The sequence below is a fragment of the Streptomyces sp. NPDC079167 genome, from assembly GCF_040686735.1.
Lineage (GTDB): Bacteria > Actinomycetota > Actinomycetes > Streptomycetales > Streptomycetaceae > Streptomyces.
The window spans coordinates 40,403-61,410 of record NZ_JBFBLO010000023.1 but is presented as its reverse complement, the minus strand read 5'-3'; the positions used below and the strand labels follow the sequence as shown (position 1 = coordinate 61,410).

Genomic DNA, 21,008 nt, shown 5'->3' with positions numbered 1-21,008 from the left:
CTGGCCAGGGTCGCGAACGAGGGGGATGCATGGGGATGCGGAGCAGCCATCGGGCGGAAGCCGAACGGCTGTTGGTACGTGCCGTGGAGGAAGAGGCACGGCGGACAGGCGGCCGGACGGACTCGGGCGCGCTGCTGGCCCGTGCGCGCGGCGCGCTCGACACCATGGCGGCGGGCGCGGCCGAGGAGTACGCCGCGTACACCCGGGCGCTGGACGACGCGGAGGCCGGCCGGCAGCCGCTGTCCGCGCGGTTCAGCAGAGCGACGCTGGGAACGCCGCTGCTGGTGACCGGAGTTGCCGCCGCGGCCGCCTTCGGCGCGGATCTGGCGCTGGGCACCGCGACCGGCCTCGCCCTGGGCGCGGGCGCGGTCGTCGCGGCCGCGGGGACGACGGTCACGGTGGCGCGGGTGACCGCGTCGCACTGGCCGGCCGCACACCGCAGGGCGGGCGAACGGAACCAGCCCGGCGGCCCCGAGCAGCTGCGCCTGGAGTGGCTGACGGCCCTGGAGGTACGGGGCATCCGCCCGTACCTCGACCAGCAGCGGATGCTGACGGCCTCGGCCCGGCCGCCGAAGAAGGCGGGCGCCTCGGTGGTGGCGCAACTGCGCGGCGGTGACCGCAGTGCGGCCGCGCGCGCCCGGTCGGTCCTGGAGCAGTCCTTCGGTCATCTGCCCGCCATGGAGGGCCCGTTCGCGGGCCGCCGCGGTGAACTGGCGCAGATCGCCCAGTGGGTGCACGCGGCCCGCGCCGCGACCGAGACCAGACCGACCGTCGTCGTCCTGCACGGCGCCCCGGGCTCCGGGCGCACCACGCTCGCCGTACGGGCCGCGCACGCGCTCAAGGACCAGTTCCGCGGTGCGTGCGTGGTCGATCTGCGGGGTGACGTCTCCGGCGAGACCCCGCTGCCGACCCGGGACGCCCTGCTGCACCTGCTCAACCGGCTGGGCGCGCCGCGCGAGCAGCTGCTCTTCCGGGAGAGGTCCTCCGCCGAGCAGCAGGTGCGGCGGCTGAGCGAGCTCTACCACCAGCATCTGACGGGCACTCCGGTCACGATCGTCCTGGACGACGCCACGGACGCCGCCCAGGTCCGCACGCTCGTCCCCGAGCGCTCCGACAGCCTGGTCCTGGTCACCGCCCGCGAGCCGCTCACCCTGCCCGACGACATCCCGGCCCGCGTGTACCACCTGCCCGTCGGCGGTCTGGAGGCGGCGGGCGCCGAGGAGCTGCTGCGGGAGTCGGCCCTGGACGAGGAGGCCGGTCCGTACGACTACCCGTCGACCGACACCGTCGTCGAGCTGTGCGGCGGACTGCCGCTCGCCCTCCGCGTCGCCGGCTCGGCTCTCGGCGCGCGCAACCGGGCCGAGCTCGCCGGGGCGCTGGGGGCGTACGGTCCGGTCGCCCCCGTCGAACGGGCCCTGTGGCTGCGCTACACCGACCAGTCCGAGACGGCCCGCCGGCTGCTGCGGCGGCTCGCCCTCGCCGGGCGGGCCAGTCTCGGGGCCGCCGCGGCGGCGTCGCTGCTGTCCTCGGACGAGCAGGAGGCCGGCCGCCTGCTGGAGGCCCTGGCGCGGGCCGGGCTCCTGGTGCATGTGCGGGGCGCCCGCTACCGGCTGCACGACCTCGTACGGGACTTCGCCCTGGCCAGACTGCTGGACGAGGAGCCGGCGGCCGAACGAACGGCCGCGCAGGAGCGCCTGATCCAGAACTACGCGGAGCTCGCCGACGCGGTGATCCGCATGGTCGACGGCAAGATGTCCACCCGCGCGGGACAGTTCGGCTCGCACGGCTTCAGCTCGCTGGACGCCGCCCTGCGCTGGCTGGACGACGAGTCGAGCTTCATCACCTCGGCGCTGCGGCACGCCGAGGGCGTCGACCAGGCTGCGGTGCTCCATCTGCTGGGCGCGCTGTGCGACTACTGCCTGCTGCGCGGTGACCTCTACCGGCTCGGTGAGATCAGCGAGCTGACCCAGGCCGTGGACCAGGGTCTCCTGGAGCGGTCGGTGCAGTGGCGTACGGGGATCGCGGCCCGGCAGCTCGGTGAGCTCGACAAGGCCCGTACGACGCTGTCCTCCGTCGTCGGCCTCTACCGCGAGGCGCAGAACGACGCGGGCGCCGCCCTCGCCCTCTGCTCGCTGGGCATCACCCTGCACCACCAGGGCAATCTGACGGAGGCGTCGGCCCGGCTGCGGGAGGCGATCGCGCTGCAGGCCCCGGAGGAGCAGGCCGAGGACCGGGCCTGGTCGCTGCACGCCCTGGCAGCCGTCGAACGCGACCGGGCGAATCTGTCCGAGGCCCTGACCCTGCTGGACACCGCGCTGGCCCTGCACCGCGAGGGCGAGTCCCTGCACGGCGAGGCCTGGTCGCACTTCCAGCTCGGCCAGGTCTGTCTGCGCCTCGGCGAGGTGTCCCGGGCCGAGGAGGAGCTGTCCGCCGCGCTGGACCTGTACGGCCGGACCCGGGACGAGCGCGGGGAGGCCTGGGCGCTGACCCAGCTGGCCCGCGCCCGGCTGCTCGACGGCGACCCGGCCCCAGCGGTGGAGCAGCTGCGCGAGGCCCTCGCCCGGCACCGGGGCAACGAGGACGCGCGGGGCGAGGCGTGGACGCGGTACTACCTCGGACAGGCGCTGGAGGAGGACGGCGACACCGACCAGGCTGTGCGGGAGCTGGAACGGTCCCGCACGATGTTCTCCCGGATGCGGGACGTGTACGGGCTGGCGTGCGCCCGCCACCACTCGGGACGCGTCACGCGCGACCAGCGGGCCGCGCAGACGGGCAACCTGCGCAACTCCGGCTTCGCCCGGCAGCTCCTGGTGGACGCCCGGGCCGACTTCCGGCGGATCGGGGTCGCCCACGGCGAGGCGTGGACGTGCCTGGAGCTGGCCCTGGTCGACGGCGGGAACAACCGGGCGGCGCAGGCCCTGGAGCTCTGCGGCGAGGCGATCACGCTGTTCGCCTCGTACGGCGACGCCCGCGGCGGGGACTGGGCGGCGTTCCTGCGGTGCACACTGCTGCCGTACGCCTCACCGGGCGGCAGCGAGGTGGGCACGGCGGTGGCCCAGCAGGAACTCACGGACCTGCTGGACGCCTCGCACCCGCTGCGGGACGCCAAGCTGGAGGACTGCGCGGAGGCCTTCCGGGTCGTCCTGAACCGCGGGGTGGACCTGGACGGCGGCTGGCAGGCCTGGCGCCTCGGCCTGACGCCGTCCCGGCACGCCCGCGAGGTGATGGGGGTGCCGGTGGGCGTACGGCCGTGATCACGCGCGGGGCAGGCCCAGCCGGCCGCGGGTGGCGACGAGCAGGACGGCCGCCACGACCGTGGAGCTGACCAGGAAGGCGTGCGCCGCGTAGGAGTCGCCCAGCGCCGGGAAGACGTCCGAGTAGGCGACGGAGAAGAAGTTGTTGACGCTGGTGTGGAGCAGCATGGCCAGCGGCAGGCTCTGGCGGGTGTGGTTGAAGACCCAGGTCATGACGAAGCTGAAGGCGATCGTGGTGGCGACGAACTCCACCGGCGTCCACCAGACGATGTCCGGGCCGCCCCACTCGGTGAGGTAAAGCGGCAGGTGCCAGACGCCCCACAGCGGGCCGAGGACCAGGGTGGCGCGGACCGGGCCGAACCTGTCCTGCAGACGCGGCATCGCGAAGTCGCGCCAGCCCGGCTCCTCGGCGATGCCGGTGGTGATCATCTGCAGGAGCAGTCCGGGCAGGAACGCGGCCAGCACCATGGCGCTCGGCACGGCGGGGCTCTGCCCGCCCAGGGCGTACAGGGTGACGACGAGCACGAGGGGGACGGCGAGGACGACACCGGTCCACCAGTGCCAGCCGACCCGCCACTTGGTCATCCGTCCGGCCCAGGCGCGGAGCCCGGGGCGCCCGTCGGCGACGGCGGTGACGATGAACGCCGAAAGGACCGGGCCGAGGTAGGCGCCGGGGAGCATCCCGAGCAGCTGGGACCCCATCGCGCCGCCGGGGAAGACGAAGTCCAGGACGCCCTGCCCGTTCCCGGAGAGGATGTACGGCACCCAGGCCACCCAGCTCAGCAGGAACGCGAGAGAGAAGAACCAGGTCAGGGGGTGGCGCCGTACGCTGCCCCGCCAGACGTCGCGCGGGGCCGGCGTGACCGGTACCGGCGGGGGAACGGCGCCGGGACGCGGCGGAGCACTGACCGGGGGCACGTCTTCGACGCCCTTCATGCCTTCCTCGCCCGGCGGTGGTGTGCGACGAGCCCGACGGCGCAGGCGAGCGTGGCCAGCCCGGACGCGAGGGAGACGATCACGGCGGACCCGCCCATCGTCGAGGTGACGGCGTTGCAGACGGCGCAGAGCAGGAGCAGCAGCCACAGCACCGGGCGTACGGAACCGCGTGGGGATCCAGGCATCGTTCTCTCCTTGTCCGGAAGGGAGTGGGGCACGGACAAGACGCTACGGAGACGGCACGGGACCGACGATCCGGCCAGGTGGAGAACCGAGGTACAGCAGGCTGTACCAGCCGTCCCCGGCTCCTCGCGCACCCGGTGGGAGATGCCATAGTGGCGCGGCACAGGAGGTGGAGATGTCCACGCACGACGCGTCACCGGCGAACGGCGCGGAGCCGGCCCGCACCCGGGACGTCGTCGCGCGCTCCCGCGTCGCGCTGGACGCCTTCGAGCATCTCGTCGGGGGCATGGGTACGGCGGTCCTCGCCCTGATCATGCTGCTGTGGCTGATGCTCACCGCCGCCGCCTGCCTCCTCGGGGTCGGTCTGTTCCTGGTGCCCGTCACCCTGCGGGCGCTGCGCGCGGTCGCCGACCGGGAACGCGTGCGGCTGTCCCGGTGGGGACCCGAGGTCATCGGACCGGCGCCCTGCCCGACCCGGCTGCGTCAGGCCCTGGCCGACCCGGCCACCCGGCGCGAAGTGTGCTGGGTGGCCTCGCACGCCACCCTCGGTACGGCCCTGGGCCTGGTCGGGCTGACGCTGCCCCTCACCTCGGCGACCGATGCCACGTTTCCGCTGTGGTGGCGGTTCGTACCGCCCGCGGAGGCCACCCCGTCCATCGGTCTGTGGACCGTTCACGACTGGCCGGGCGCTCTCGCCGTATGTCTGCTGGGCATCGGGTGGTTCACCGTCACCCTGGGTGTCGCCCCTGGCATGGCGCGGCTCCAGGCGTGGCCGGGGCGACGGCTGCTGTCCCCTCCGCCCGGCACCGACCTCGCGACGCGCGTCGCCCAGCTCACCGCGACCCGTGCCGCCGCACTGGACGCACACGCCACCGAACTGCGGCGGATCGAACGCGCCCTGCACGACGGCACCCAGAACCGGATGGTCGCCGTCACCGTGCTGATCGGCGCCTCCCGCCGGGCGGTGGCCCGCAACCCGGCCGACGCCGACGCCGTGCTCGAGAGGGCCCAGGACGCGGCCGAGCAGGCCCTGGCAGAACTACGCGCGGTCGTCCGCAGCATCCTGCCGCCGGTGCTCGCCGAACGGAGCCTGACCGACGCGCTCTCGGGTTTGGCGAGCAGTTGCCCGGTGCCGTGCCGGGTCGACGCCGCCGTGGACGGGCGGTTCGCCGCTTCCGTCGAGGCGACCGCCTATTTCGTGGTGGCCGAGGCGCTCACCAACATCGCCAGGCACAGCCGGGCGCGGCATGCCACCGTCACGGTCCGCCACCGTGACGCCCGGCTCCGGATCCGGGTCACCGACGACGGCCTCGGCGGAGCGGACGAACACGGCGGGTCCGGTCTGGCCGGCATCCGCAAGCGCGTCGAGGCACTCGACGGCGCACTCACCCTGGCCAGCCCACCCGGCGGGCCCACGACCCTGGAGGCCGAACTGCCATGCGGATTGTGATCGCGGAGGACGATCCGCTGCTGCGGGAGGGTCTCGCGCTGCTGCTGCGCGCGGAGGGCCTCGACGTCGTGGCGGCCACCGGTGCTCCGGACACCTTCCTGGAAGCGGTGGACGAGTACCGGCCCGACGTCGCGATCGTCGACGTCCGGATGCCACCGACGCACAGCGACGAGGGGATCAGGGCAGCCGTGGAGGCGCGGCGCCGTCAGCCGGGCCTGGCGGTCCTCGTGCTCTCCGCCTACGTCGAGCAGGCCTTCGCCACCGATCTGCTCGCCGACGGCAGCGCCCGGCTCGGCTATCTACTCAAGGAGCGGGTCGGCCGGGTCGAGGAGTTCCTGACCGCTCTGCGGCGGGTCGCGGACGGCGGTACCGCCATCGACCCCGAGGTGGTCGCGCAGCTCTTCGCCCGTACCCGCCCCGACGCGCACCTGGACCGGCTCAGCCCACGTGAACGCGAGGTCCTGGCCCTGATGGCGGAGGGCCTGGGCAACGCGGCGATCGCCGAACGTCTCGTCGTGACGGACGGCGCCGTCCACAAGCACATCCGGAGCATCTTCGCCAAGCTGGACCTGGCGCCCGCCGACCGCACGGACCGCCGGGTCGCGGCCGTGCTGCGCTATCTGAACGACGCGCACCGGCGGGTCTGAGCCGCGGCACGGGGGCCACCTCGGTCCCCTGAGGGAAGGGGCGAGGCGGCCGCGCCGCGTCAGCCCCTGGTCTTCGTCCCCGTGCCGGAGGCGGCTGCCGCCTCCGGCTTCCCGTCGGTGCCCGCGGGCTCCGCCGCCGGGTCGGGGGCCTCCTCGAAGTCGACCTTGCCCATGTGGCGGTTCATCGACTTCATCAGGAGCCACACCCCGACGGCGAGCGCCGCGAAGACGAGGAAGCCGAGAACGCCGGGGGTCACCTTGTTCTTGTCGAGCTCGTCGGCGGCGAGCGGAACGAACTGCGTCAGTGCCTGGGTCGCGTACATATCAGGCATTGTCGCGGATGCCCGCGAAGAGGTCGCTCTCGGGGAGGGAGGTATCGACCAGGGACTTGGCGAGCTCGTACTCCTCGGTCGGCCAGACCTCCCGCTGGACGTCCATCGGCACCCGGAACCAGCCGCCGTCCGGATCGATCTGCGTCGCGTGCGCGATGAGTGCCTTGTCGCGGATCTCGAAGAAGTCGTCGCACGGGATGTGCGTGGTCAGCGTGCGTTCGGCGCGCTCGAACTCCTTCCAGCGCTCCAGCCAGTCGCCGTACGGGGACTCCAGCCCGCGGGCGAGCAGCGCCTCGTGCAGGGCGAGCGTGCGCGGCTTGTTGAAGCCCTGGTTGTAGTAGAGCTTCTGCGGCTGCCAGGCCGGGCCGAACTCCGCCTCGGAGAACCTCTCGGTGTCCGCCGACGCCTCGAACGCGATCATCGAGATCGTGTGGGTCTTGATGTGGTCGGGGTGCGGATACCCGCCGTTCTCGTCGTAGGTGGTGATCACCTGCGGCCGGAACGCGCGGATCTTCGCGACGAGACGCCCCGCCGCCGTCTCGTCGTCCTCCAGTGCGAAGCAGCCCTCGGGCAGCGGGGGCAGCGGGTCACCCTCGGGCAGACCCGAGTCGACGAAGCCGAGCCACTCCTGCTTGACGCCCAGGATCTCCCGGGCCTCGTCCATCTCCTTCTTGCGCACCTCGTGGATGTTCGCCTCGATGTACGCGTCCCCCTGGAGCTTCGGGTTGAGGATGGATCCCCGCTCGCCCCCTGTGCAGGTGACGACCAGGACGTCCACCCCCTCGGACACGTACTTGGCCATGGTGGCCGCGCCCTTGCTCGACTCGTCGTCGGGGTGGGCGTGCACGGCCATCAGTCTCAGCTGCTCGGTCAAGACTCGGTCCTCAGTGATTGGTCGCGGTGGTCGGCTTCTATAGTGACTGAACCGGGGGGTGGAAAATTCCTCGATCCCCGGCACGGGAGGAACGATCATGGCAGCGGTACGCGAGGCCTTGCCCGAGGGGCGCTACGGCCGGTCGCAGGATCAGCGCGCGGACCGCAGGCTGAGGATCACCGGCTCCGTGCTGGGCGTGCTCTTCCTCGCCATGATCGGCTGGTTCGGTTACGACTACGTGGCCGGCCAGGACGTCAGCGCCGAGCTCATCAAGTCCAAGATCGTCTCGGACGGCCGTGCCGAGGCCCATCTGGAGGTCCGCAAGGACCGGGACGCCGACGGGCACTGCACGCTCCGCGCCCTGAGCGAGGACGGCGGCGAGGTCGGCCGGGCGGACTTCCGGTTCGACGAGCGCTCGGAGCGGATCGACGAGGTCGTCTCCCTGCGCACCACCTCCAGGGCGACCGCGGTGGAGCTGAAGGGGTGCGCCGCCGGCTGACCGCGCGCCGGGGCGCGCGCCGTCCCTGACGCTCGCACTCCGGTGCTGACCTGCACGGATGTGCGTGTGACGTTTTACCTTCTCCCCCTTTTCGCGCGGAATTGTTAGGCTCGTTGTTTCGCCCACCCGTGGCAGCGCATGCTTGGGGTAGGGCGTTGCTTTGTATTCCCAGCACCGACGAGGAGCACCCTGTGACCCAGACCAGCGATAACGTCACCTGGCTCACGCCGGAGGCGTACAACCAGCTGAAGGCAGAGCTGGAGTACCTGTCTGGTCCCGCGCGCACGGAGATCTCCGTCAAGATCGCGGCGGCCCGCGAGGAGGGCGACCTCCGCGAGAACGGCGGGTACCACGCGGCCAAGGAGGAGCAGGGCAAGATGGAGCTCCGGGTCCGTCAGCTGACCCAGCTCCTGGAGCACGCGAAGGTCGGCGAAGCCCCCGCCGACGACGGCGTGGTCGAGCCCGGCATGGTCGTGACCATCGCCTTCGACGGCGACCCCGACGACACGGTCACCTTCCTGCTCGCCTCCCGTGAGTACGCGAGCACCGACATCGAGACCTACTCCCCGCAGTCCCCGCTCGGCACGGGCGTGAACGGCAAGCGGGTGGGCGACGACGCGGAGTACGAGCTGCCCAACGGCAAGAAGGCCACGGTGAAGATCGTCTCGGCGAAGCCCTACCAGGGCTGACCCCCACCCACACGTACGGAGCCCCGGCCGCGAGTGCGGCCGGGGCTCCGTCGTGCCCGGGGGCCCTTCGTCCGGCCGGATCCGCGGGATCAGCGGGCCAGCAGCTCCCGGACCGCCGCCGCGATCTCGTCGGGCGCCTCCTCGGCCATGAAGTGCCCCGCCCGCGTCAGCCGGTGGTCCAGATCCGGCGCCCAGGCCTTCCACACCCCGGCGGCGTCGTAGCCCAGCCGCGCGCCCCAGTCCTGCTGGATGACCGTCACGGGCATGGCCAGCTGCGACCCGGCGTCCAGGTCGGCCTGGTCGTGCGTGACGTCGATGTCCGCGGAGGCCCGGTAGTCGGCGACGATCGACGTCACGGCCGCGGCGCTCGCCCGCAGGTACTCGGCCCGCACCTCCTGCGGCAGCGCGGCCGGGTCGGCGGCCCAGGCGTCCAGGAACGAGCCGAAGAACGCGTCCGCACTGTTGGCGATCATCGTCTCCGGCAGACCGGGCGGCTGCGCCATCAGGAAGAGGTGGTAGCCGACCGCGGCCGGGGCGCCGTGCAGGACGCTCCACATGTCGAGCGTCGGCACGACGTCGAGGATGCCCAGGTGCGTGACGGTCTCGGGGTGGTCCAGGCCCGCACGGAAGGCGACCAGGGCGCCCCGGTCGTGGCCGACGAGAGCGAAACGCTCATGGCCGAGCGCCGCCGCCAGGGCGACGACGTCGGCGGCCATGGTGCGCTTGGCGTAGACGTCGGGGCCGGTGGCCTCCGGCTTGTCGCTGGCGCCGTAACCCCGCAGGTCGGGGCAGATCACCGCGTGTTCGCCGGCGAGCCGCTCGGCTACGTGCCGCCACATCAGGTGGGTCTGGGGGAAGCCGTGCAGCAGCACGACCGGGGTGCCGCTGCCGCCGACCGCGGCGGCCAGCTCCACGCCGTCCGCACCGGGGAGGCGGATGTGGTCGAAGCCGGGAAGGGTGAGCGTCATGAGGGACCGTCCTGTCGGGTCGGGGGCTGACCCGGCCACCGTGGGCTACGGCGATCAGCAGCCGGTCAGTACGGTTGGGCGCCGCCGCCTCCGGCACGGAGGATGGGTGCATGCGAATCGACGCGCTCGGTGCCGTGCGGGCCTTCCACGACGACGGGAGCCCGGTCGCCCTGGGCGGGCCCCGCCACCGTGAGGTGCTCGCCCGGCTCGTGGCGGCCGAGGGACGGATGGTCACCACCGACACCCTGGTCGACGATCTGTGGACCGATCCGCCGGCCCGCGCCGTGGGCGCCCTGCGTACGTTCGTCGCCGCGCTCCGCCGCGCCGTCGAGCCCGACCGGCCGCCCCGCGAGCCCCCGCGCCTGCTCGTCACCGAGGGCCCCGGATACGCGCTGCGCCTGCCGCGCGAGGACGTGGACGTCCACCGGTTCGAGGACACCCTGGCCCGCGCCCGGCACAGCCCCGGCGAGGTGGCGGGCCTCGGCGCGGCGCTCGCGGCCTGGCGTGGCCCCGCCTACGCCGATGTCACCGGCTCCCTGTGGGCTCAGCGCGAACGGACCCGGCTGGAGGAGCTGCGGCTGGAGGGCGTGGAGCTGCGTGCCCGCATCCTCCTCGGCTCCGGGGAGGGTGCCGCCCTCGTCGCAGGACTGGGCGCCCATGTCGCCGCGCATCCGTGGCGCGAGCCGGCCTGGGAGCTGCTGGCCCGGGCGCTCCACCGGGCGGGCCGCCAGGCCGACGCGCTCGCCACCCTCCGTCGCGCCCGCGCCATGCTCGTCGGTCAGCTCGGGCTCGACCCCGGCGCCGGCCTCCGGCGGCTGGAGGCGGACATCCTGAACGGGTACGAGCCCCTGGACGCCGCGACTGCCCCGTGGACCGGCCACGGGGTCCGGCTCGGCCCGCGTACCACCGTGGACCTGGCCCGCACCCTCGCGCTGGCGGGCGGTGACGCTCTCGTCCACTCGCGGCGTGACCGCCTCGCCGCCGTCCGGGCGGCGGAACGCTCCGGCGACCTCACCCTGACGGCCCGGATCATCGGCGCCTACGACGTGCCCGCCGTCTGGAGCCGGGCCGACGACCCCGAGCAGTCCCGTGCCGTCGTCGCGGCCGCCGAGCGCACGCTCGCCGCGCTCGGCCCCGACGGCCCCGCCGGCCTCCTCGCCCGCCTCCTGGCCACGGTCGCCGTCGAGAGCCGCAGCGCCGGTCTGTCCCCGCCCGAGCTGGAACGCGCCCGGCAGGCGGCACGGCGGGCCGAGACGCTGGCACGGCAGCAGGCCGACCCCGCCCTGCTGGCGTTCGCCCTCAACGGGGTGTTCCTGCAGTCCTTCACCCGCCCCGGGCTCGCCCCCGTACGGGACGGCACCGGCGCCGAGATCATCGACCTGGCCACCCGCCACGGGCTGCCGGACTTCGCCGTGCTCGGCCGGCTCGTCCGGCTGCAGTCCGCCTCGGCCCTCGGAGACCTCGACGCCGCGGCCTCGCACGCCGACGCGGCCGAACAGCTCGCCGCCATGACCGAGGCGCCTCTCGTCCCCGTCCTCACCAGGTGGTTCCGGGCCCGGGTCACGGCCGCCCGCAGCGCCGGACCCGGCGGACCGACCGCCGCCGAGGCCGCGGAGCACTACCGCGCCGCGGAGGACGCCCTGCGGACGGCCGGCATGCCGGGGCTGCACCGCGGTCTGTTCCCGCTCGCGCTCCTGGGGCTGCGCCTGCTGCACGACCGGCCCGCGCCCACCGACGGGAACCTGGACTGGGGCCCGTACGCCCCCTGGGCGCGCCCTCTCGTGCTGCTCGCGCAGGACCGGCCCGAGGAGGCCCGGACGGCCCTCGCCGCGGTGGCCGACCCCCCGCCGGACCACATGCAGGAGGCGCTGTGGTGCCTGACCGCCCACGCCGCCGCCCGCCTCGGCGAGCGCGGGACCGCCGCACGCGCGGCGGCCGCCCTGCGCTACGCCCGTGAGGAGGACGCCGGCGGCGCGAGCGGGATGCTGACCCTGGGCCCGGTGGCGCGCTACCTGGCGGAGGCGGAGGCCTGCGCCGGGCAGCGCGCGGCCGTCAGACGGCCGCCTGACGGTACTTGCGGACCGCCAGGGTCCGGAAGACCAGGATGATCAGGACCGACCAGATGATCGAGGCCCAGATCGGGTGCTCCATCGGCCACGCACCGGTGACCGAGTTCGGCACGCCCGGCATCGTGTTCCCGAAGAGTTCACGGGCGCCCGCCACCGTGGCGCTGAAGGGATTCCACTCGGCGACGTGCTGGAGGAACGTCGGCATGCCGGTGACCGGCACGAAGGCGTTCGAGATGAACGTCAGGGGGAACAGCCAGATCAGCCCGCCGGAGGTGGCCGCCTCCGGGGTCCGCACGGTCAGGCCGATCAGGGCTCCGATCCAGGAGAAGGCGTAACCGAGCAGGAGCAGCAGCAGGAAGCCGCAGAGCACCTTGCCGATGTTCTCGTGGGTACGCCAGCCGACGATCAGGGCGACCCCGGCGAGCACCACGAGGGTGAGGGTGGTCTGGACGAGGTCGGCGAGGGTCCGTCCGGTGAGGACGGCGCCCCGCGCCATGGGCAGCGACCTGAAGCGGTCGATCAGCCCCTTGTGCATGTCGTCGGCGATGCCCGCACCGGCGCCCGCCGTGGCGAAGGTGACGGTCTGCGCGAAGATCCCGGCCATCAGGAACTCCTTGTACAGCTGCGGGTCGGTGGAGCCGCCGATGCTGATCGAACCGCCGAAGACGTAGGTGAACAGCACCACGAACATGACCGGCTGGATGACCCCGAAGAGCAGCATCTCCGGAATCCGGCTCATCCGGATCAGGTTGCGGCGGGTGATCACCAGGGAGTCGGCCACCGAGCGGCCGATCGCCCCGCGTGACTTGAGCGGTGCCGGGTTCTTCGCGTCCATGACGGCGCTCACTGCCCGTCCTCCTTCCGGCCCTCAGCGGCCTCGGTCGAACCGTTCTCGCCGTTCTGCTCCAGCTGGGCCGTGTGGCCGGTGAGCGAGATGAAGACGTCGTCGAGGGTGGGGCGGCGCAACCCGATGTCGTCGATCTCCACGCCCTGGGCGTCGAGGTCGCGGATGACCTCGGCGAGCAGCTTGGCCCCGCCGGTGACCGGGACGGTCAGCTTGCGGGTGTGTTCGGCGACGGAGATCTCGCCCTTGCCGTACGCGACGAGCACGGAGCGGGCGGGGCCGATCTGGTCGGGCTGGTGCACGACGACCTCGACGCGCTCGCCGCCGGTGCGGGCCTTGAGCTGGTCGGATGTGCCGCGGGCGATGACCTTGCCGTGGTCGATGACGCAGATGTCATGGGCGAGGTGGTCGGCCTCCTCCAGGTACTGCGTGGTCAGCAGCAGGGTCGTGCCGCCGGCGACGAGCTCCTCGATGACCTCCCACAGCTGCTGCCGGTTCCGCGGGTCGAGCCCGGTGGTGGGCTCGTCCATGAACATCACCGGCGGTGAGACGACGAGTGCCGCCGCCAGGTCGAGCCGCCGGCGCATGCCTCCGGAGTACGTCTTCGCGGTGCGGTCGGCCGCGTCGGCGAGGTTGAACCTCTCCAGGAGCTCCCCGGCCCGCTTCTTCGCGTCCCGCGCGCTCATCTGGTAGAGCTGCCCGACCATCCGGAGGTTCTCGCGGCCCGTGAGGTATTCGTCGACGGCCGCGAACTGGCCGGAGAGGCCGATCGAGCGGCGCACCGCGTCGGGGTTCTTCAGGACGTCGATGCCCGCCACGACAGCCTGTCCGCTGTCCGGCCGGAGCAGGGTGGTCAGGACACGTACGGCGGTGGTCTTACCCGCGCCGTTGGGACCCAGCAGGCCGAGGACGGTGCCCTCGGGGACGTCGAGGTCGACGCCGTCCAGTGCTCGTACATCGCCGAAGGTCTTCACCAGGCCTTCGGCGTAAATGGCGCCTGGCATACGAGATTCCCCCAGTTGCTTCCGCGTGAATTCCTGAGCGGATCGTAAAGTTCCCGGTCTCTCCGGGCCGGGAACACCGGATTGTTCGGCGATGCACGGTATCGCGATATATCGCGACCGACAACAGGTTTACGGGAACTCAGGTCTGCACCAGGTAACCCGCGGTGCGCAGCGCGGAGGCGACCTCCTCGCAGTGCTCCGGGCCCTTGGTCTCCAGGTGGAGTTCCACCTCCGCCTCGGTCAGCCCGAGCCGGGGATCGGTCCGTACGTGGCTGATGTCGAGCACGTTCGCGTCGGCGACGGACAGCGTGGCGAGCATCGCGGCCAGCGCGCCCGGCCGGTCGGTGAGCCGCAGCCGCAGGCTGAGGTAGCGGCCCGCCGCGACCATGCCGTGCGTCAGGATGCGCTGCATCAGCAGGGGGTCGACGTTGCCGCCGGACAGCACGGCGACGACGGGCCCGCGGAACGACTCCGGATCGCTCAGCAGCGCCGCGACGGGGCTCGCGCCGGCGGGCTCGACGACCATCTTGGCCCGCTCCAGGCACAACAGCAGCGCGCTGGAGAGCTCGTCCTCGGAGACCGTGCGGACCTCGTCCACCAGCTCCTGGACCAGCGGGAACGTGAGATCGCCGGGGCGTCCCACCTTGATCCCGTCGGCCATGGTCTGCACCGAGCCGAGCGCCACCGGATGCCCGGCGGACAGCGAGGGCGGGAAGGCGGCCGCGCCCGCCGCCTGGACGCCGACGACACGGACGTCGGGGCGCAGCGCCTTCACCGCGACCGCGATGCCCGCGGCGAGCCCGCCCCCGCCGACACCGACGACGATCGTGCGGACCTCGGGGCACTGTTCGAGGATCTCCAGGCCCACGGTGCCCTGCCCCGCGATGATGTCCGGGTGGTCGAAGGGGTGGATGAAGACGGCCCCGGTCTCCTCGGCGTACTCCTGGGCGGCGGCGAGCGTCTCGTCGACGACATGGCCGTGCAGCCGGACCTCCGCGCCGTACTCCCGGGTCGCGGCGACCTTCGGCAGGGGCGCGCCGACCGGCATGAAGACCGTGGAGCGTACGCCGAGCAGCGAAGAGGCGAGTGCGACACCCTGCGCATGGTTTCCGGCACTCGCGGCCACCACTCCGGCCGCCCGCTCGACGGGGCTGAGCCCCGCGATCCGCACGTACGCGCCACGCAGTTTGAACGACCCGGTGCGCTGCAGGTTCTCGCACTTGAGGTGGACCGGCGCCCCGACGAGTGAGGTGAGATGGCGGCTGCCCTCCATCCCGGTGGTTCTGGCGACCCCGGACAGCATCTTCTGCGCCCCTCGGACGTCGTCGAGGATCAGCGGAGGAAAGGGTCCTGACGTACGGAAGGTCATGACAGCAAGTCTTGCAGCTCGGAGCGGTCGAAGCCGTCGCATCTCATGGCGGCCTGCGGTGGTGTCCACAGGTTTGTGCAGCGCTGGTACACGTTGCCCCGTGGCCGCGTACTCTGTCCCCCACCCATCCGACACTCGCACGAAGAGAGCCCCCGGCCATGCCCCCTCAGGACATGACGACTGCTGCGTCTCCCTCCGGGGGCGCGACCCCCGGACAACCGGGAACGGACCACCTGCTCGACTCTCTCCAGCACCAGGTGGCCGTCTTCGCCCGCCGTGCCGAGCAGACCCGCCTCGGCGGTGTCGGCCAGGTCCGCAACTCGATGGACCGGGCGGCCTACCTGCTGCTCAACCGGCTCGACGTGGAAGGCCCCATGGGCGTCAAGGCGCTCGCCGCGGGCATGGGGATCGACTCCTCGACCGTGACCCGGCAGGTCGCGCCGCTCGTCGACACCGGACTGGTCAAGCGCACCTCGCACCCCGAGGACGGGCGCGCCGTCGTGCTGCAGCTGTCGCCGCGCGGCCAGTCCCGTCTGGAGGAGGTCCGCGCCTCACGGCGTGAGCTGATGTCCCAGGTGACCGACGGCTGGACCGAGGAGGAGCGCGACGTTTTCTGCGCCCTGCTGACCCGGTTCAACGGCTCGCTGGCGGCCAGGCAGGTGGCGAGCCAGCCGGCGCAGGAAGGCTGACCGCGCTCTCCCGGCCGGTCCGTCCGCGCCGTCGGATCTACGCTGGAAGTGCCTGCACTCGCGAGTCGAGGAGGCCCGCCATGACACGCAAGGTCGCCGACTGCCGTAAGTATCCGAGCGTCTCGAACTGCACACTCACCATTTCCGGTGAGGAGGACGAAGTCGTCCGCGCAGCCGCCGAGCACGCCGTCTCGGTCCACGAGCACACGGACGGCCCGGAGATGCGCGAGCAGATCCGGGCATCCCTGGAGGACGAGAAGGCCGCTGTCTGACCGTCGGTTCACGCCGTCCGGCGGCGGGGACCGGCTGTCCCGGCCGCCGGAAGGTCACGGCTGTCAGCCGAGGGCCTGCGTCAGGTCGGCCAGCAGGTCGTCGGCGTTCTCGATGCCGACGGACAGCCGGACCAGGTCGGCCGGCACCTCCAGCAGCGAGCCGGCGGTGGACGCGTGCGTCATCCGGCCCGGGTGCTCGATCAGCGACTCCACACCGCCCAGCGACTCACCGAGCGTGAAGAGCTTCGCGCGGTTGCAGACCTCGACCGCCGCCTCCTCACCGCCGGTGACGCGGAACGACACCATCCCGCCGAACGCCTTCATCTGCTTGGCGGCGACCTCGTGGCCCGGGTGCTCCGGCAGCCCCGGGTAGAGGACCTGCGTCACCTTCGGGTGCCGGGTCAGCAGGTCGGCGACCTTGGTGGCGTTCTCGTCGTGACGGTCCATGCGGACCGCGAGCGTCTTGATGCCCCGCAGCACCAGCCACGCGTCGAACGGCCCGGCCACCGCGCCCATCGCGTTCTGGTGGTACGCCAGTTCCTCGGCCAGCTCCGGGTCGCCGGTGACGAGCGCGCCGCCGACGACGTCCGAGTGGCCGCCCATGTACTTCGTGGTGGAGTGCACCACGACGTCGGCGCCGAGCGAGAGCGGCTGCTGGAGGTACGGGCTCGCGAAGGTGTTGTCGACGACCAGCCGGACGCCGGCCTGCCGGGCCACCCCGGCGACGGCCGCGATGTCGGTGATGCCGAGCAGCGGGTTCGAGGGCGTCTCCACCCAGATCGCCTTCGTACGCGGGGTGAGCGCCGCCCGCACCGCGGTCACGTCCGAGGTGTCGGCGACCGAGAACTCCACGCCCCAGCGCGAGGCGACCTTCGCGAACAGCCGGAAGGTGCCGCCGTAGGCGTCGTTCGGGATGACCACGTGGTCGCCGGGGGTCAGCAGCGTACGCAGGAGGCAGTCCTCCGCGGCGAGGCCCGACGCGAAGGCCAGGCCGCGCCGGCCGCCCTCCAGCGCCGCCAGGTTCTCCTCCAGCGCCGTGCGGGTGGGATTGGCACTGCGGCTGTACTCGTAGCCGCCGCGCAGTCCGCCGACGCCGTCCTGCTTGTACGTGGACACCTGGTAGATCGGCGGGACCACGGCGCCGGTGAGGGGATCCGCCGTGTTGCCGGCGTGGATCGCAAGGGTCTCGAAGCTGTGCTGGTCGCTCATGGGGCCCGAGCGTAGTTCGTCGGGAGGGGAGTTACAGGCCACTCGCCGCCGGGTTACCCGTCCGGGGACAATGGGCCGCATGGAGATTCTCTGGTTCCTGCTCGCCCTGTGCATGCTCGTGGCCGTCGTCGGCCCGATGATGCTGCGCCGCCGCGGCGGTATCCGCCAGGTGGCGCCCGGTTCGCCCGACGCCGCCGACCCGGACACGTACGGCTTCGCACGCCAGGAGGAGCTGGACATCCGGATGCCGGGCCCCGACCAGGACCTCCTGGACGTCCTCGACGTCGTCCAGGGAACCGGGAGCTGGCGGGCCGCCTCCCAGCTGCTGGCGGGTACGCCCAAGGAGAGCGAGATCCGCTGGCAGCGGGTCCAGGCGTTCGCCGGTGCGGCCTCCCTGGAGCTGGCCCAGCGGCCCGGTGCCGGAGGGGCGTGGCTCAGGGCGTGGCGGGCCGAGGCCCCGAAGGACGCGGGGGCCGCGGCGGTGCACGCGGAGTTCCTGGTGCAGCAGGCGTGGCGCACCGGCACCGTGGGCACGGACGACTTCCGGATCATCCTGGAGGAGGCCCGTACGGTCTGCGGCGAGGCGGCCCTGCTCGCCCCGGGCGACCCCGTCCCGTACATCGTGGAACTGGCCGTGGCGCGTGGACTGGGCTACTCCCACGAGCAGTTCGACCAGCTCTGGGTGAAGATCATCGACCGTGCCCCGGCGCACATGGGCGCCCACATCGCGGCCCTGCACTTCTGGTGCGAGAAGTGGCACGGCTCCCGCGAGGAGGCCGACCGCTTCGCGACGACGGCCGCCGCCCGCGCCCCGCAGGGCTCGCTGCTCGCCGCGCTGCCGCTGTTCGCGGTGTACGAACACCTCCCCGAGGTCAATCTGGTGCAGGGCTTCTACCGCGGCCTCGTCGTGACCAAGGCGGTCGAGGGCGCGATGTTCGCGGTGCACTCGGCACGCGCGGACGACCCGATGCTCGCCCACGTCCGGCATCTGCTGGTCCTTTTCCTGGTCCGGATGGAACGCTGGTCGGAGGCGATGCACCAACTCGTCCACATCGACGGCCACGTGGGCGCGCTGCCCTGGACCCAGAACCCGGACCCGGCCGCCGAGTACACCGTCTACCGGGCCCTGGCCGTCGCGGGGTACGAGGCGAACGGGGGCAGCCCCGCGACGCTGCTCCACTGAACCGGCACACCCGCCCCCTCCGGATTGGACCGGCACACCCATGGCACGACTGATCCCGCTGATCCTGATAGCCCTCGCCATCTGGTTCTGGCTGCGGGCGCGCAAGAAGACGGCCGCGTACATGGCCTCGTACGAGGACCCGGCCCCCCGTGGCCGGGACGGTGACGAACGCCGCGAGCCCCGGTCCCCCGCGGCCTGACACCGCGGAATCCACGGCGCCCCCGCGGCGTTGTACCGAGCGAACCACGACCCCGGAGGAGCCCCCGCATGTTCCTGACCCACCGCACCCCGCAGCTCCCCACCCCGGAGGAGGCCCTGCGCGGTCGCCCCACCCCCGAATTCACGGTGCCGTCCCGCCACACGGTCCTCGGCAACCCGCTGACCGGCCCGTACCCGCAGGGCCTGGAGGTCGCCGACTTCGCGCTGGGCTGTTTCTGGGGCGCCGAGCGCAAGTTCTGGCAGACGGAGGGCGTCTGGACGACGCTCGTCGGCTACCAGGGCGGCTACACCGAGAACCCGTCGTACGAGGAGACCTGCTCGGGGCTGACCGGCCACACGGAGGCCGTGCGGGTCGTCTTCGACCCGAAGGTCGTGAGCTACGCGGATCTGCTGAAGCTCTTCTGGGAGTCCCACAACCCGACCCAGGGCTTCCGCCAGGGCAACGACGTGGGTACGCAGTACCGCTCGGCCCTCTACACCCACTCCCCCGAGCAGGCGGAGGCCGCGGAGGCGTCCCGGGACGCCTACCAGCAGGTGCTCACGGGCGCCGGTTTCAAGCAGATCACCACGGAGATCCTCCCGGCGGAGGGCCGGACCTTCTGGCCGGCCGAGGCGTACCACCAGCAGTACCTCGACAAGAACCCCGACGGCTACTGCGGCATCGGCGGGACGGGCGCCACCCTGGAGTCCCCATCGGAGACCAACTGGGGCCGCGCCTGCCCGACGGGCATCGCCCCGGCGCCGAGCGCCACGGAGTGACCGTCCGACGAGGCGCCGCTGTGTGACCCCCACGGAGATCACCGAGCGGTCCCTCGCGGGGGCCCGGCAGGGGGGGGCACTCCCCCGCTCCTCCACGGCCCGAGGTCCGTGCCGCCGGTTCAGGCGGCCAGCCGCACCTCGCCCATGGAGGTCCGGGCGGGCGCGGTCCGGCTGTGCCGGACGGGCCCGGCCAGCTCCCGCTGGGCCAGGGACAGCACGTCGGCCAGCCCGAGCCCGAGCGAGCGGGCCGCCGCCGCGAGGACCTCGGAGGAGGCCTCCTTGCGGCCGCGCTCGATCTCGGAGAGGTACGGCACGGAGATCCGGGCGTCCTCGGCCACGTCCTTCAGCGTCCGCTCCTGGGCGGTGCGCTCGCGGCGCAGGACGTCACCCACGACGTCCCGCCACAGGGGCTCCTTGGCGGCGGGAGCGGGACGCAGGGGGACGACGCGGGCGTGGTTCGGCGCGTGGCTGCTCATCGCCCCAGCCTAGGAGCGGTGTGCCCGGCACGGGAGGGGAAAGCCTTCCGCGCCGGGCGGATCTGCTGAAGGCAGAACGAAGTCGACTGCGGACCGGCATGCTGACGGGACGTCCGCAGAAGAGGAGCCCGGAACCGATGACGGCGAACGAAGACCACAGACATCTCACCGCCCTGCGCGGCCGGCCCTGGGTCGCCGCGAACGAGGTGCTCGCGTTCGTGCTCGAAGTCGTCGCGATCGGCGCTCTCGCCTGGTGGGGATTCACGGCTCCGGAGGGCATGGCTGCGTCGGTGGCCCTGGGGGTCGGCGTACCGGGGGCGGCCGTCGTGCTGTGGGGCCTGTTCGCCGCGCCCCGCGCCCGCTTCCCGCTGCCACTCGCGGGCGTGCTGGCGGCGAAGACGGTGGTGCTCGGCGGGGGTGCGGTGGCCGTGTACGGGACGGGCCACCCGGTGGCGGCCGTCGTCCTCGCCGTGGTGCTGGTGGCGAACACGGGCTGCGCGGAGTACTTCCGGCGGCGGTGACGCCCATGCGCCGTTCCGCCGTCAGAACCGGCGGTACACGTCGCTCCTGTGGCCGAGGTGGACGACGAGAATGACCAGGACCTCGCCCTGGACCTCGTACACCACACGGAAGTCACCCGCGCGCACGCGATACAGGCCGTCATGACCTGTCAGCTTCTTCACGTCCGCGTCCTCCCGCCACGGGTCGTCCCCGAGCGGCGTGATGGCCGTGAGGATACGGAGGGCGTCCTGCCGGTCGATCGAGCGGAGCTGACGCTGGGCGTGAGCGGTGAAACGAAAGGCGTACTTCACGCGGCCGGGTCTCCGCCCTCGAACAGGTCCGCGAGGAGTTCGGCCATGCCGACCGTCGGGTCCTGACGGTGTGCCTCGGCTTCGCGCGCGGCCAGCTCGTCGGCCGCCGCATCCAGTGCGTCGAGTACCTCTATGGGCACGAGTGCGGCGACCCGCCTGCCGTTGCGGGTCACGACGGTGGTCTGCCCGGCCTCGGCCCTGTCGATGACCTCGGCCAGATGGGTACGAGCCTCACGTACGGTCACGGTGTCAGCCATACGAAAAAGTGTAC

24 protein-coding genes are annotated in these 21,008 nt (G+C 72.7%); 12 read left to right on the top strand and 12 right to left on the bottom strand.

Translation table 11 applies throughout. The annotated features are described in order from the left end of the window. The first annotated feature begins 35 nt into the window (after nucleotides 1–35). On the top strand, nucleotides 36–3,254 hold the full coding sequence (locus tag AB0P41_RS32605; protein WP_365935706.1) for a tetratricopeptide repeat protein: 3,219 nt from the start codon (nucleotides 36–38) through the stop codon (nucleotides 3,252–3,254). Here AB0P41_RS32605 and AB0P41_RS32600 read toward each other — a convergent pair whose 3' ends face one another. Next, nucleotides 3,255–4,190, bottom strand: a complete 936-nt coding sequence (locus tag AB0P41_RS32600) for a type II CAAX endopeptidase family protein (RefSeq protein ID WP_365935704.1) — start codon at nucleotides 4,188–4,190, stop codon at nucleotides 3,255–3,257. After that, nucleotides 4,187–4,375, bottom strand: a complete 189-nt coding sequence (locus tag AB0P41_RS32595; RefSeq protein ID WP_356712998.1) for a hypothetical protein — start codon at nucleotides 4,373–4,375, stop codon at nucleotides 4,187–4,189. Before AB0P41_RS32595 ends, AB0P41_RS32600 begins: the two co-directional genes overlap by 4 nt. A gap of 173 nt (nucleotides 4,376–4,548) precedes the next feature. Here AB0P41_RS32595 and AB0P41_RS32590 point away from each other — a divergent pair, with 173 nt between their 5' ends. After that, entirely contained in the window at nucleotides 4,549–5,823 is a 1,275-nt protein-coding gene (locus tag AB0P41_RS32590; RefSeq protein WP_365935702.1) for a sensor domain-containing protein, read from the top strand. Then, on the top strand, nucleotides 5,811–6,470 hold the full coding sequence (locus tag AB0P41_RS32585; RefSeq protein ID WP_356712994.1) for a response regulator transcription factor: 660 nt from the start codon (nucleotides 5,811–5,813) through the stop codon (nucleotides 6,468–6,470). Before AB0P41_RS32590 ends, AB0P41_RS32585 begins: the two co-directional genes overlap by 13 nt. Nucleotides 6,471–6,529: 59 nt before the next feature. On the opposite strand, the gene AB0P41_RS32580 is transcribed toward AB0P41_RS32585, so the two are convergent. Both AB0P41_RS32580 and mca read right to left on the bottom strand, forming a co-directional pair. Then, nucleotides 6,530–6,793: a hypothetical protein gene (locus AB0P41_RS32580; protein ID WP_356712992.1), complete on the bottom strand. Its 264-nt coding sequence runs from the start codon at nucleotides 6,791–6,793 to the stop codon at nucleotides 6,530–6,532. Nucleotide 6,794: 1 nt separating this feature from the next. Beyond that, on the bottom strand, nucleotides 6,795–7,676 hold the full coding sequence (mca, locus tag AB0P41_RS32575; protein ID WP_356712990.1) for a mycothiol conjugate amidase Mca: 882 nt from the start codon (nucleotides 7,674–7,676) through the stop codon (nucleotides 6,795–6,797). Nucleotides 7,677–7,773: 97 nt separating this feature from the next. Here mca and AB0P41_RS32570 point away from each other — a divergent pair, with 97 nt between their 5' ends. Beyond that, on the top strand, nucleotides 7,774–8,175 hold the full coding sequence (locus tag AB0P41_RS32570; RefSeq protein ID WP_356712988.1) for a DUF4307 domain-containing protein: 402 nt from the start codon (nucleotides 7,774–7,776) through the stop codon (nucleotides 8,173–8,175). A 191-nt stretch (nucleotides 8,176–8,366) separates the two neighbouring features. Further along, complete coding sequence (gene greA, locus AB0P41_RS32565) at nucleotides 8,367–8,864, top strand: transcription elongation factor GreA (protein ID WP_033297886.1); 498 nt, start codon at nucleotides 8,367–8,369, stop codon at nucleotides 8,862–8,864. A gap of 89 nt (nucleotides 8,865–8,953) precedes the next feature. Here the strand turns inward: greA and AB0P41_RS32560 are convergent, their stop codons facing one another. Then, nucleotides 8,954–9,832 carry an alpha/beta hydrolase gene (locus AB0P41_RS32560; RefSeq protein ID WP_356712986.1) on the bottom strand — a complete coding sequence of 293 codons (879 nt, stop codon included), beginning with the start codon at nucleotides 9,830–9,832 and terminating at the stop codon, nucleotides 8,954–8,956. 110 nt (nucleotides 9,833–9,942) lie between these two features. Between AB0P41_RS32560 and AB0P41_RS32555 the strand changes: the two genes are divergently transcribed. Further along, on the top strand, nucleotides 9,943–11,940 hold the full coding sequence (locus AB0P41_RS32555) for a BTAD domain-containing putative transcriptional regulator (protein ID WP_356712984.1): 1,998 nt from the start codon (nucleotides 9,943–9,945) through the stop codon (nucleotides 11,938–11,940). Here AB0P41_RS32555 and AB0P41_RS32550 read toward each other — a convergent pair. From AB0P41_RS32550 to ilvA, 3 genes are all read right to left on the bottom strand, one after another. Then, a complete protein-coding gene (locus tag AB0P41_RS32550; RefSeq protein ID WP_356712982.1) occupies nucleotides 11,885–12,748 on the bottom strand; it encodes an ABC transporter permease in 864 nt (287 codons plus the stop codon). The genes AB0P41_RS32555 and AB0P41_RS32550 overlap by 56 nt on opposite strands. Next, nucleotides 12,745–13,749: an ATP-binding cassette domain-containing protein gene (locus AB0P41_RS32545; protein WP_356712980.1), complete on the bottom strand. Its 1,005-nt coding sequence runs from the start codon at nucleotides 13,747–13,749 to the stop codon at nucleotides 12,745–12,747. The genes AB0P41_RS32550 and AB0P41_RS32545 overlap by 4 nt, the downstream gene beginning before the upstream one ends. 139 nt (nucleotides 13,750–13,888) lie before the next feature. After that, nucleotides 13,889–15,118, bottom strand: a complete 1,230-nt coding sequence (gene ilvA / locus AB0P41_RS32540) for a threonine ammonia-lyase (RefSeq protein WP_356712978.1) — start codon at nucleotides 15,116–15,118, stop codon at nucleotides 13,889–13,891. A gap of 158 nt (nucleotides 15,119–15,276) precedes the next feature. Between ilvA and AB0P41_RS32535 the strand changes: the two genes are divergently transcribed. Further along, entirely contained in the window at nucleotides 15,277–15,807 is a 531-nt protein-coding gene (locus AB0P41_RS32535) for a MarR family transcriptional regulator (protein WP_356712976.1), read from the top strand. 80 nt (nucleotides 15,808–15,887) lie between these two features. After that, nucleotides 15,888–16,079 carry a DUF1059 domain-containing protein gene (locus AB0P41_RS32530; RefSeq protein ID WP_356712974.1) on the top strand — a complete coding sequence of 64 codons (192 nt, stop codon included), beginning with the start codon at nucleotides 15,888–15,890 and terminating at the stop codon, nucleotides 16,077–16,079. A 63-nt stretch (nucleotides 16,080–16,142) separates the two neighbouring features. Here the strand turns inward: AB0P41_RS32530 and AB0P41_RS32525 are convergent, their stop codons facing one another. Next, on the bottom strand, nucleotides 16,143–17,288 hold the full coding sequence (locus AB0P41_RS32525; RefSeq protein ID WP_356712973.1) for a cystathionine gamma-synthase: 1,146 nt from the start codon (nucleotides 17,286–17,288) through the stop codon (nucleotides 16,143–16,145). Nucleotides 17,289–17,367: 79 nt separating this feature from the next. On the opposite strand from AB0P41_RS32525, the gene AB0P41_RS32520 reads away from it, so the two are divergent. From AB0P41_RS32520 to msrA, 3 genes are all read left to right on the top strand, one after another. Continuing rightward, complete coding sequence (locus AB0P41_RS32520; RefSeq protein ID WP_356712971.1) at nucleotides 17,368–18,471, top strand: hypothetical protein; 1,104 nt, start codon at nucleotides 17,368–17,370, stop codon at nucleotides 18,469–18,471. A 40-nt stretch (nucleotides 18,472–18,511) separates the two neighbouring features. After that, nucleotides 18,512–18,670, top strand: coding sequence for a hypothetical protein (locus AB0P41_RS32515; RefSeq protein WP_365935697.1), 159 nt, complete (start codon nucleotides 18,512–18,514; stop codon nucleotides 18,668–18,670). A 68-nt stretch (nucleotides 18,671–18,738) separates the two neighbouring features. After that, the gene (msrA, locus tag AB0P41_RS32510; protein WP_356712967.1) at nucleotides 18,739–19,449 is read left to right on the top strand and encodes a peptide-methionine (S)-S-oxide reductase MsrA; all 711 of its coding nucleotides are present in this window, start codon (nucleotides 18,739–18,741) and stop codon (nucleotides 19,447–19,449) included. 119 nt (nucleotides 19,450–19,568) lie between these two features. On the opposite strand, the gene AB0P41_RS32505 is transcribed toward msrA, so the two are convergent. Beyond that, nucleotides 19,569–19,925, bottom strand: a complete 357-nt coding sequence (locus tag AB0P41_RS32505) for a helix-turn-helix transcriptional regulator (protein ID WP_356712965.1) — start codon at nucleotides 19,923–19,925, stop codon at nucleotides 19,569–19,571. 137 nt (nucleotides 19,926–20,062) lie between these two features. Between AB0P41_RS32505 and AB0P41_RS32500 the strand changes: the two genes are divergently transcribed. Further along, nucleotides 20,063–20,446: a YrdB family protein gene (locus tag AB0P41_RS32500; protein ID WP_365935696.1), complete on the top strand. Its 384-nt coding sequence runs from the start codon at nucleotides 20,063–20,065 to the stop codon at nucleotides 20,444–20,446. A 21-nt stretch (nucleotides 20,447–20,467) separates the two neighbouring features. On the opposite strand, the gene AB0P41_RS32495 is transcribed toward AB0P41_RS32500, so the two are convergent. Continuing rightward, the gene (locus AB0P41_RS32495) at nucleotides 20,468–20,737 is read right to left on the bottom strand and encodes a type II toxin-antitoxin system RelE/ParE family toxin (protein WP_365935694.1); all 270 of its coding nucleotides are present in this window, start codon (nucleotides 20,735–20,737) and stop codon (nucleotides 20,468–20,470) included. Then, complete coding sequence (locus AB0P41_RS32490) at nucleotides 20,734–20,994, bottom strand: type II toxin-antitoxin system prevent-host-death family antitoxin (protein ID WP_365935692.1); 261 nt, start codon at nucleotides 20,992–20,994, stop codon at nucleotides 20,734–20,736. The genes AB0P41_RS32495 and AB0P41_RS32490 overlap by 4 nt, the downstream gene beginning before the upstream one ends. Nucleotides 20,995–21,008 lie beyond the last annotated feature (14 nt).

Coding starts and splice junctions, on each gene's coding strand:
- AB0P41_RS32605 (WP_365935706.1), top strand. CDS start 36: ATGCGGAGCAGCCATCGGGCGGAAGCCGAACGGCTGTTGGTACGTGCC.
- AB0P41_RS32600 (WP_365935704.1), bottom strand. CDS start 4,190: ATGAAGGGCGTCGAAGACGTGCCCCCGGTCAGTGCTCCGCCGCGTCCC.
- AB0P41_RS32595 (WP_356712998.1), bottom strand. CDS start 4,375: ATGCCTGGATCCCCACGCGGTTCCGTACGCCCGGTGCTGTGGCTGCTG.
- AB0P41_RS32590 (WP_365935702.1), top strand. CDS start 4,549: ATGTCCACGCACGACGCGTCACCGGCGAACGGCGCGGAGCCGGCCCGC.
- AB0P41_RS32585 (WP_356712994.1), top strand. CDS start 5,811: ATGCGGATTGTGATCGCGGAGGACGATCCGCTGCTGCGGGAGGGTCTC.
- AB0P41_RS32580 (WP_356712992.1), bottom strand. CDS start 6,793: ATGTACGCGACCCAGGCACTGACGCAGTTCGTTCCGCTCGCCGCCGAC.
- AB0P41_RS32570 (WP_356712988.1), top strand. CDS start 7,774: ATGGCAGCGGTACGCGAGGCCTTGCCCGAGGGGCGCTACGGCCGGTCG.
- AB0P41_RS32560 (WP_356712986.1), bottom strand. CDS start 9,832: ATGACGCTCACCCTTCCCGGCTTCGACCACATCCGCCTCCCCGGTGCG.
- AB0P41_RS32555 (WP_356712984.1), top strand. CDS start 9,943: ATGCGAATCGACGCGCTCGGTGCCGTGCGGGCCTTCCACGACGACGGG.
- AB0P41_RS32545 (WP_356712980.1), bottom strand. CDS start 13,749: ATGCCAGGCGCCATTTACGCCGAAGGCCTGGTGAAGACCTTCGGCGAT.
- ilvA (WP_356712978.1), bottom strand. CDS start 15,118: ATGACCTTCCGTACGTCAGGACCCTTTCCTCCGCTGATCCTCGACGAC.
- AB0P41_RS32535 (WP_356712976.1), top strand. CDS start 15,277: ATGCCCCCTCAGGACATGACGACTGCTGCGTCTCCCTCCGGGGGCGCG.
- AB0P41_RS32530 (WP_356712974.1), top strand. CDS start 15,888: ATGACACGCAAGGTCGCCGACTGCCGTAAGTATCCGAGCGTCTCGAAC.
- AB0P41_RS32525 (WP_356712973.1), bottom strand. CDS start 17,288: ATGAGCGACCAGCACAGCTTCGAGACCCTTGCGATCCACGCCGGCAAC.
- AB0P41_RS32520 (WP_356712971.1), top strand. CDS start 17,368: ATGGAGATTCTCTGGTTCCTGCTCGCCCTGTGCATGCTCGTGGCCGTC.
- AB0P41_RS32515 (WP_365935697.1), top strand. CDS start 18,512: ATGGCACGACTGATCCCGCTGATCCTGATAGCCCTCGCCATCTGGTTC.
- msrA (WP_356712967.1), top strand. CDS start 18,739: ATGTTCCTGACCCACCGCACCCCGCAGCTCCCCACCCCGGAGGAGGCC.
- AB0P41_RS32505 (WP_356712965.1), bottom strand. CDS start 19,925: ATGAGCAGCCACGCGCCGAACCACGCCCGCGTCGTCCCCCTGCGTCCC.
- AB0P41_RS32500 (WP_365935696.1), top strand. CDS start 20,063: ATGACGGCGAACGAAGACCACAGACATCTCACCGCCCTGCGCGGCCGG.
- AB0P41_RS32490 (WP_365935692.1), bottom strand. CDS start 20,994: ATGGCTGACACCGTGACCGTACGTGAGGCTCGTACCCATCTGGCCGAG.